The sequence below is a fragment of the Pedobacter sp. 05L430 genome (genome assembly GCF_056397585.1).
Genome location: NZ_JBFTNT010000177.1, coordinates 1 through 8772 on the forward strand (window position 1 = coordinate 1; position 8772 = coordinate 8772).

General features: G+C 40.9%; 7 protein-coding genes. All 7 read left to right on the plus strand.

Annotated features, from left to right (window positions below; genetic code table 11):
• On the plus strand, positions 1-1755 hold a 1755-nt coding region (locus AC1DG9_RS18685), incomplete at its 5' end, for a nitrite reductase (protein ID WP_477635024.1).
• A 4-nt stretch (positions 1756-1759) separates the two neighbouring features.
• On the plus strand, positions 1760-2551 hold the full coding sequence (gene cobA / locus AC1DG9_RS18690; RefSeq protein ID WP_048904363.1) for a uroporphyrinogen-III C-methyltransferase: 792 nt from the start codon (positions 1760-1762) through the stop codon (positions 2549-2551).
• A gap of 5 nt (positions 2552-2556) precedes the next feature.
• Positions 2557-4071 (plus strand): TSUP family transporter, encoded by a 1515-nt coding sequence (locus tag AC1DG9_RS18695; RefSeq protein WP_288880767.1) that lies wholly within the window; start codon positions 2557-2559, stop codon positions 4069-4071.
• A gap of 2 nt (positions 4072-4073) precedes the next feature.
• Positions 4074-4778 (plus strand): phosphoadenylyl-sulfate reductase, encoded by a 705-nt coding sequence (locus AC1DG9_RS18700; protein ID WP_172660636.1) that lies wholly within the window; start codon positions 4074-4076, stop codon positions 4776-4778.
• A gap of 14 nt (positions 4779-4792) precedes the next feature.
• On the plus strand, positions 4793-5698 hold the full coding sequence (gene cysD / locus AC1DG9_RS18705) for a sulfate adenylyltransferase subunit CysD (protein ID WP_477635025.1): 906 nt from the start codon (positions 4793-4795) through the stop codon (positions 5696-5698).
• Positions 5698-6948 (plus strand): sulfate adenylyltransferase subunit 1, encoded by a 1251-nt coding sequence (locus tag AC1DG9_RS18710; protein WP_337715351.1) that lies wholly within the window; start codon positions 5698-5700, stop codon positions 6946-6948. The genes cysD and AC1DG9_RS18710 overlap by 1 nt, the downstream gene beginning before the upstream one ends.
• 537 nt (positions 6949-7485) lie before the next feature.
• Positions 7486-8772 (plus strand): glycogen synthase (locus AC1DG9_RS18715; protein WP_477635026.1); only part of this gene is annotated, 1287 nt, incomplete at its 3' end.

Here is an 8772-nt window from a genome sequence, read left to right on the forward strand (position 1 = left end):
CTTCAACGTGACGATGTAACCATTCGCGAAGCTTGTGGAAACACTGTTCGTAATGTAACCTCTTCTCCGGATTCAGGTATAAATCCAAACGAACCATTTGATGTATCGCCGTATGCGCATGCATTTTTTAAATATTTTTTACGTAACCCTATTTGCCAGGAGATGGGCAGAAAGATTAAATTTTCTTTCTCTTCTGATGAAACAGATACGGCATTTAGTTATATCCACGACCTTGGTTTTATTCCGAAAATTAACGAGCAGGGCGAGCGTGGTTTTAAAGTTGTTTTAGGTGGTGGTTTAGGGGCTCAGCCATTTTTAGCTGAACCTGTTCACGATTTTCTGCACGAAGACCAGATCATTCCTTATGCTGAAGCAATGCTAAGGGTGTTTGATCGTTACGGGGAAAGAACCAATAGAAATAAAGCGCGTTTAAAATACCTGGTTCAGAAACTTGGCTTAGAAGAAGTTGTTAGGCTTATTGAAGAAGAGCGTGTTGCCAATAAATCAAAATCTTTTAAAATAGACCGTGATGCTGTACCTGATCCTCAGGTGCCTGAATTATTGGATTATCCTGCTTTGGATGATGTGGTAAATTCACTGGACTATAAACACTGGCGCGCTACTAACGCTTTTGTTCAAAAACAAGAGGGTTTTTATGGTGTGTACATCAAAGTAACTAAAGGTGATATCCCAACCGATCTCGCCCGTAAACTGGTTGATGCAATTAGTCCTTTTGCGGCTGACGAGATTCGTGTTACCCAGAATCAGGGCTTATTATTGAAATATGTTAGAGAAGGTGCTTTACCTTCATTATATGTTGAACTTAAAGCTTTAGGTTTTGCTAAACCTGGGTTTGATAGTGTTGGCGACGTAACTACCTGCCCGGGTACAGATACTTGTAACCTTGGTATATCAAACAGCATGTCGCTTTCGGTTGCTTTGGAAGACGTGATCTACGAGGAATATCCGGAATTGATTTACGACAAAGACCTTAAAATAAAGATCAGTGGATGTATGAACTCTTGCGGACAGCATGGTTTGGCTCACATTGGTTTTCATGGTAGCTCTGTAAAGGCTAATGGTAAAGTTGTACCTGCAGTACAGGTAATGCTTGGCGGTGGTACAGTTGGTAACGGAGAAGGCAGGGTAGCTGAGCGTGTAATTAAAGCGCCATCTAAACGTGCTACCGATGTTTTAAGAACATTATTAAATGACTTTGGCGCTAAAGCCGAAAAAGAAGAAGGCTTTAACAAGTATTATGACAGAAACGGTAAAGACTATTTTTACCAATTGTTGAAACCACTTGCTGATCTTACTAATCTTAAAGACGAAGAGTATGTAGATTGGGGCCATGAAGAAACTTTTGAAACTGCTATTGGTGTTGGTGAATGTGCGGGTGTGGTAATAGATCTTGTGGCTACTTTGTTATTAGAATCTGAAGAGAAATTAGGTTGGGCTAAAGCTTCGTACGAGGCTGGGGCATGGTCTGATGCCATTTATCATACTTACGCAGTATTTGTTGGTTCAGCCAAAGCTTTATTGCTTGATAAAGGTGTGAACAGCAGCACTCAGATTGGTGTGATCAGAGAGTTCGATAAAAACTACGTTGAAACCGGAGAAGTTGTACTTGAAGGTTCATTTAATGACCTGGTACTTCAAATTAACAAAAACGAGCCTACAGAAGCGTTTGCAACTGCTTACTTAGCTGATGTTGAGCGTTTTTATAACTCAATTAAAGGAACAAGAGGGGAGTAACCTAATGATCACTCACAAAAATATATATAACAGAGAGCCAAGGATCACGCTTGTGGGCGCGGGTCCCGGTGATCCTGAACTGATCACAATGAAAGGTGCCAATGCACTTAAAACTGCTGATGTAGTTTTGTATGATGCATTGGTTAATGAAGGAGTTTTGGATTATGCCAACCCTGATGCCATTAAGGTATATGTTGGTAAAAGATCTGGTGAACATTCGTATGGTCAGGATGCAATAAACAAACTGATGATCGATTACGCCCTTAATTACGGCCACGTGGTTCGTTTAAAAGGTGGTGATCCGTTTGTGTTTGGCAGGGGATATGAGGAATTGGACTTTGCTGTGGGTTATAGTGTGCCTGTAACGGTTGTTCCCGGTTTATCCAGCTCTATATCTGTACCTGGTTTGCAGCAAATCCCGGTTACACACCGCGGACTTAGCGAAAGCTTCTGGGTGGTAACAGGTACTACCTCTTCCGGAAAAATATCTAATGACCTTTATGAGGCTGCACGATCAAAAGCTACCGTAGTGGTGTTGATGGGATTGGGTAAGCTTAAAGAGATTGTGAAACTGTTTCAGAACGAGGGTAAGAATTTATTGCCTGTTGCTGCTATTCAAAGCGGATCAACAGAGAATGAGAAACTAGCCGTGGGTACTGTAGATACGATTGTGGAACTGGTTGAAGAAAAAGGTATTGAGGCACCGGCATTGTTGATATTTGGTCAGGTGGTTTCTTTACATCCTTCTTTTCAGCCAATCAAGAATTTTTACCAGGCTTTAAAAGAAGAATTGTAGTTTTTATGGAAGGCAATCAGTTATTTCCTGTCTTCATAAAATTGAATACCATACATACCATACTTGTTGGCGCTGGCCCGGTTGGTTTGGAAAAGTTAACAGCAATATTAGGTAATAGCCCTGATGCCAGGGTTACCGTTATAGGGCTTGAGATTTTACCGGAACTGCAGGAACTGGCTGACAAGCATGAGGGTGTAACAGTACTTCAAAAAGAGTTTGTTGCTGCCGATCTGGATGGTGCAGATTTGGTTGTGGCAGCTACAAATAATGAATTGCTGAATCAGGAAATCAGAATACAGGCCGACCAGCGCAATTTGCTGGTTAACTTTGCTGATAAACCTGACCTGTGTAACTTTTACCTGGGGTCTATTGTTAAAAAGGGTGATCTTAAAATAGCAATATCTACCAACGGTAAATCGCCAACCATTGCAAAACGGTTGAAAGAAGTGTTAAATGATAGTTTGCCTGACGAGTTGAATGATACTTTGCAGCAAATGGAGGCACTTAGAAATACACTTAATGGTGATTTTGCTTCGAAGGTTAAAAGACTGAATGAAGTAACCTCATTATTGGTTACTGAAAAATTGGCTTCAACTGAAGATGAAGAATCTTCTTTAGTTAAAGATAAGGAAGAGAAAAGCAAAAGAGGTAAGATGAAGTGGCTGATATGGCTGGCAATCGTATTTTCTTTTGTAATTGTTGTTACTGCATTTTGGCATAAAGAACCGGAATTTCAGGCTTACATTGAAAATCTGAACCCGATGTTTTACTGGTTCTTGCTGGGCGGTTTTATTTTTGCAATGATTGATGGTGCGATTGGAATGTCGTACGGTGTTACTACCACCTCATTCTCTTTGGCAATGGGTGTTCCACCGGCTTCGGCCAGTATGGGTGTTCATCTTTCTGAGATTTTGAGTAACGGTATAGCTGGCTGGATGCACTATCGCTTTGGTAATGTAAACTGGAAATTGTTCAGGTTATTGCTTATCCCCGGAATTGTGGGTGCGGTAACAGGAGCATACCTGTTATCATCATTAGAGCATTATAGTAATTATACCAAGCCGGTTGTTTCTTTATATACTTTAATACTGGGATTTGTAATCCTTTCTAAAGCGTATAAAGCAAACGCCAAAACAACAGGCCCAAAGAAAAARATAAAGAAAGTTTCATTGCTGGGTTTGTTTGGTGGTTTTATTGATGCTGTTGGTGGCGGAGGCTGGGGTTCTATTGTTTTGTCGAGCTTAATAGCCGGCGGAAGAAATGCCCGGTTTTCATTAGGAACAGTAAAGATAACGCGCTTTTTTATTGCGTTGATGAGCTCGCTGACCTTTATAACCATGTTAAATGGGGCACATTGGGAGGCGGTAGGAGGTTTGGTTATCGGTAGTGCACTTGCATCGCCAATTGCGGCAAGGGTATCCAACAAGATCTCTGCTAAAACTATTATGGTTTCGGTAGGTATTCTTGTCATTCTGGTAAGCTTAAGAAGCATCATCAACTTTATCCTCAAATTAGTTTAGTCATGAAGGAAAAATTAGAAGAAATAGCAGAAAAAATAAAAGGACTTGATCCGGTTGATGCACTTAAATTCTTTGCAAGTGAGTATCCCGGTAAGATTGTTTTTTCTACCAGCTTTGGCTGGGAAGATCAGGTGATTACACACATGATCTTTGCAAATGATATTCCTATTGAGGTTTTTACATTGGAAACCGGAAGGTTGTTTCCAGAAACGTATTACGTGTGGAACCGTACTTTAGAAATTTATAAGAAACCAATATTGGCTTATTTCCCACAGGCAGAGGCTGTACAGGAAATGGTGAATAAAAAGGGCCCGAGCAGCTTTTATGAATCGGTAGAGAACAGAAAAGAATGCTGCGGAATTCGTAAACTAGAACCTTTAAGACGTGCTTTAAACGGTAATCAGCTATGGATTACCGGTATCAGATCTGAGCAATCTGTAAACAGGCACGATATGACCAACCTGGAGTGGGATGAGCAAAATCAGTTGATCAAGTTTCACCCGATCTTTTTCTGGTCGCTTGATGAGGTGAAGGAATACATTAAAACGAATAATATTGTTTACAACACATTACACGATAAGGGTTTCCCTAGTATAGGATGTGCTCCTTGTACAAGAGCAGTAAGGGAAGGCGAGGATTTTAGAGCCGGCCGTTGGTGGTGGGAAGATCAATCAAAAAAAGAATGTGGTTTACACGCCACTTCGTAATTGCAACAAAGAAAATGAGTAAGTATAATTTAGATTATTTAGACGAATTAGAGGCCGAGGCAATTCACATTTTACGTGAAGTTGCGGGGCAATTTGAAAAACCTGCCTTGTTGTTTTCGGGAGGTAAGGATTCAATTACATTGGTGCGTTTAGCTGAAAAGGCTTTCAGACCAGGTAAATTTCCTTTCCCTTTGGTGCATATTGACACCGGACACAACTTTGAGGAAACCATTACCTATAGGGACAAAATGATTGAACGCATTGGCGAAAAGCTGATTGTTGGTTCGGTTCAGGATTCTATTGACCAGGGTAAAGTGGTAGAGCAAAAAGGTAAAAACGCCAGCAGAAATTCTCTGCAAACGGTTACACTTTTAGATACTATTGCTGCACACGGTTTTGATGCTTGTATTGGTGGGGCCCGCAGAGATGAGGAAAAAGCCCGCGCTAAAGAACGTATCTTCTCGGTAAGGGATGAGTTCGGGCAATGGGATCCGAAACRTCAGCGTCCGGAGCTGTGGAACATTTATAATGGAAAGATCYACAAAGGTGAGAACGTTCGTGTTTTCCCTATCAGTAACTGGACTGAGCTTGACGTTTGGAATTACATTCGTCGGGAGAACATTGAATTACCTTCTATTTATTTTGCTCATGAAAGAGATGTAATTACCCGTAATGGTCAGCTAATGGCTGCTTCTCCGTTTCTGAATATGGATGAAGAGGACATTGTTGAGCACAAGAAAGTGCGTTTCCGTACGGTTGGCGATATGAGCTGCACTGCCGCGGTTGAGTCTGACGCAGATCAACTGGAAGATATCATTGCTGAAATCAGCGCATCAAAGATTAGTGAACGCGGGGCCCGCATGGACGATAAGGTATCGGAAGCTGCAATGGAAGACCGCAAAAAAGGAGGATACTTTTAATGAATTTACTTAAATTTTTTACAGCCGGTAGTGTTGATGATGGTAAAAGCACACTTATTGGACGGTTGTTATATGATACAGATTCCATTTTGGCTGATCAGTTAGAGGCTTTACAGCAGTCTAACCGTAAAAACGATGATGGATCAATTGACCTTGCTATTTTAACCGAYGGCCTAAGAGCTGAAAGAGAGCAGGGAATTACCATTGATGTGGCTTATAAATATTTTCAGACTGAGAAACGTAAGTTTATCATAGCTGATACCCCTGGCCATATTCAGTATACCCGTAACATGATTACCGGTGCATCTACCGCCAAACTTGCCATCATTTTAATTGATGCACGTAATGGTGTGATTGAGCAAACCATCAGACACTCTTACCTGGTTTCTTTATTGGGTATTGAGCATGTTGTGGTATGCCTAAACAAAATGGACATGGTTGATTTTAGCGAAGAGGTATTTAACACGATTACTGACAGGTACAAAACACTTGCTGCTGACTTAAGCCTAAAGGATGTTACTTTTATTCCTATTAGTGCTTTAAAAGGCGATAATGTAGTCAATGAATCAGAACATATGCCTTGGTATAAAGGGCAAAGCCTGCTTCATTTCCTGGAGAATGTTGATGTAGAGACCGGACCTGATTATAACCTTGCCCGTATGCCTGTGCAGTGGGTGGTTAGACCTCAGACTGATGAGCTTCATGATTACAGAGGTTATGCGGGCCGTGTGCTTAGTGGATCATTTAATGTAAATGATAAAGTAACAGTATTGCCTTCGGGTACCAGTTCAGTAATTGAACGTATAGAGATATTTGATCAAACTCCTTCTGAAGTGCACGCAGGTCAGTCGGTAACACTTCACCTGAAAGATAATATAGATATTAGTCGTGGTGATGTATTGGTAAACGCTGATCACTTACCTCAAAACTCTCAGCTGATCGAAGCGGATGTATGCTGGATGGATAAACGTCCTCTTGATGAGAGCATTACTTATTTATTGCAGCACAATAGTCAAGTTACTAAGTGTAAAATTCGGGAGATCATACACAAAGTTGATATCAATACGCTTGAAAAACAGGAAGCTTATGACTTTAAATTAAACGACATAGGCCGTATTGTAATCAAAACTGCTGATGCCCTTGCCTTTGACTTTTACACGGATAACAAAGCCAATGGCGCAGCCATTTTAATTGACAGCAGAACTAATTTAACTGTTGCTGCTTTGATGTTCAGAGCAATTGCAGATTAGTTTTCTTAATTGCTTTTGAAAAAATCAATATACTACTCAGAGTCTGGAACCTTTTGCCCTGAAAAAGGGCAAAAGTTCCTAGGTCTCTTTGCAATACAATTGATTTTTTGTTAGACGCTTAATCTGGAAAATGTTCTGCTAAACGGCCGATAAGGAGCCGTCAAGGTAGATTTGACCTGTTGTGCTAGTCTGATAAAGTGGTTTTCCTAGTCCGGGACCCTGACCACGAAGTAGCTGGCCAGCAAAATAAATTCAGGGTGACGATAGTTCCCTTCTCTCCTCCATCCCTTTACGTCTCCCTCTATAAATTCAATAAAAATGAAGTTGGCTAGTTTTTGCGCTTAGAAAAAAATGGATATGCGATGAAGAGACCTGGGAATTGTTTAGCTTCTTCAGCGTAACTGATTCCAGACGCTGAATAGTATGCCATTTTTTAAAAAACTAACCAACTTCATTTTTATTAAATTTTTTTCCTTTAATTATTTGCTTTCCCTATTGTAATCGCTAATTTGAGAGTGATTTATAAAACCTCAAATTATGGAAATTATACACCTTAGTGCCGAATGCTATCCTATTGCTAAAGTAGGTGGTTTGGGGGACGTTGTTGGTGCTTTGCCTAAGTATCAAAATAAACTTGGACATGTGGCTAAGGTTGTTATGCCTGCCTATCAGACCAAATTTATGCAAGAGAATGAGTTTGAGGTGGTGTATGATGGCTGGAGTAAACTGGGCTTCCATAACTTTCCTGTAAGAATTTTCAGAGAGAAAACCAATAAGCTTGGGTTTGATCTTTATCTGGTGCACATTTCAGGACTTATGGACCGGGAAAAGGTTTACGGTTATGATGATGATACAGAACGCTTTTTAGCTTACCAGATATCCGTTTTAGATTGGATTTCACAATGGGAGCATCGTCCTGATGTTGTTCATTGTCATGATCATCATACCGGTTTAGTGCCTTTTATGATGGCATACTGCCAGCAGTTTAGAAATATTAGCAACGTACCTACCATATTAACCATTCATAACGCCCAATATCAGGGGCAGTTCGGCTGGGACAAACTTCACTATATTCCGCCATTCGACTTATGGAAATCGGGCCAGCTTGACTGGAGAGGCTCCATCAATCCACTTGCATCAGCAATTAAGTGTGCCTGGAGGGTAACTACCGTTTCTCCAAGTTACCTTGACGAAATAAGCTTTAGGGCAAACGGACTGGAGGATTTGCTGGCGCAGGAGCGTGGGAAGTCTGTAGGGATCTTAAATGGGATTGACAATGATGTCTGGAATCCCTCGGCAGATGCCATGCTCGAAAAGCAATTTTCTATTAAAACAGTTGAGGCTGGTAAAAAGGCAAACAAAGCAGCACTTTGCAGTGTTTTTAACCTGAATCCCGAAAAACCTTTGTACACCTTTATTGGTAGATTGGTTGGAGAAAAAGGAGCAGACCTGCTACCGGATATATTTTACAACGCTTTGCATCAGGCAAATGGCGATATAAATGTACTGGTGCTAGGCTCCGGTGATCCGCAGGTGGAGGGGAGACTGAATCATTTAAAAGATGTTTTTCCCGGAAATTACAATGCTTATATAGGATATAATGAACAACTTTCTCATCAAATATATGCGGGAGCAGATTTTTTGCTTATGCCAAGTAGGGTAGAGCCTTGTGGCTTAAACCAGATGTATGCTTTAAGATATGGTACAATACCTATTGTAAGGCGTATTGGAGGGCTTAAAGACACGGTAATTGATATTGGTGATGCCGGTTTTGGAATATGCCACGACCAAACCAGCGTATGGGATGTGAACCATGCAATGGGG

Excerpts from the sequence above, each read along its gene's own strand:
- AC1DG9_RS18700 (WP_172660636.1), top strand. The coding sequence starts at position 4,074 with ATGAAGGAAAAATTAGAAGAAATAGCAGAAAAAATAAAAGGACTTGAT.
- cobA (WP_048904363.1), top strand. The coding sequence starts at position 1,760 with ATGATCACTCACAAAAATATATATAACAGAGAGCCAAGGATCACGCTT.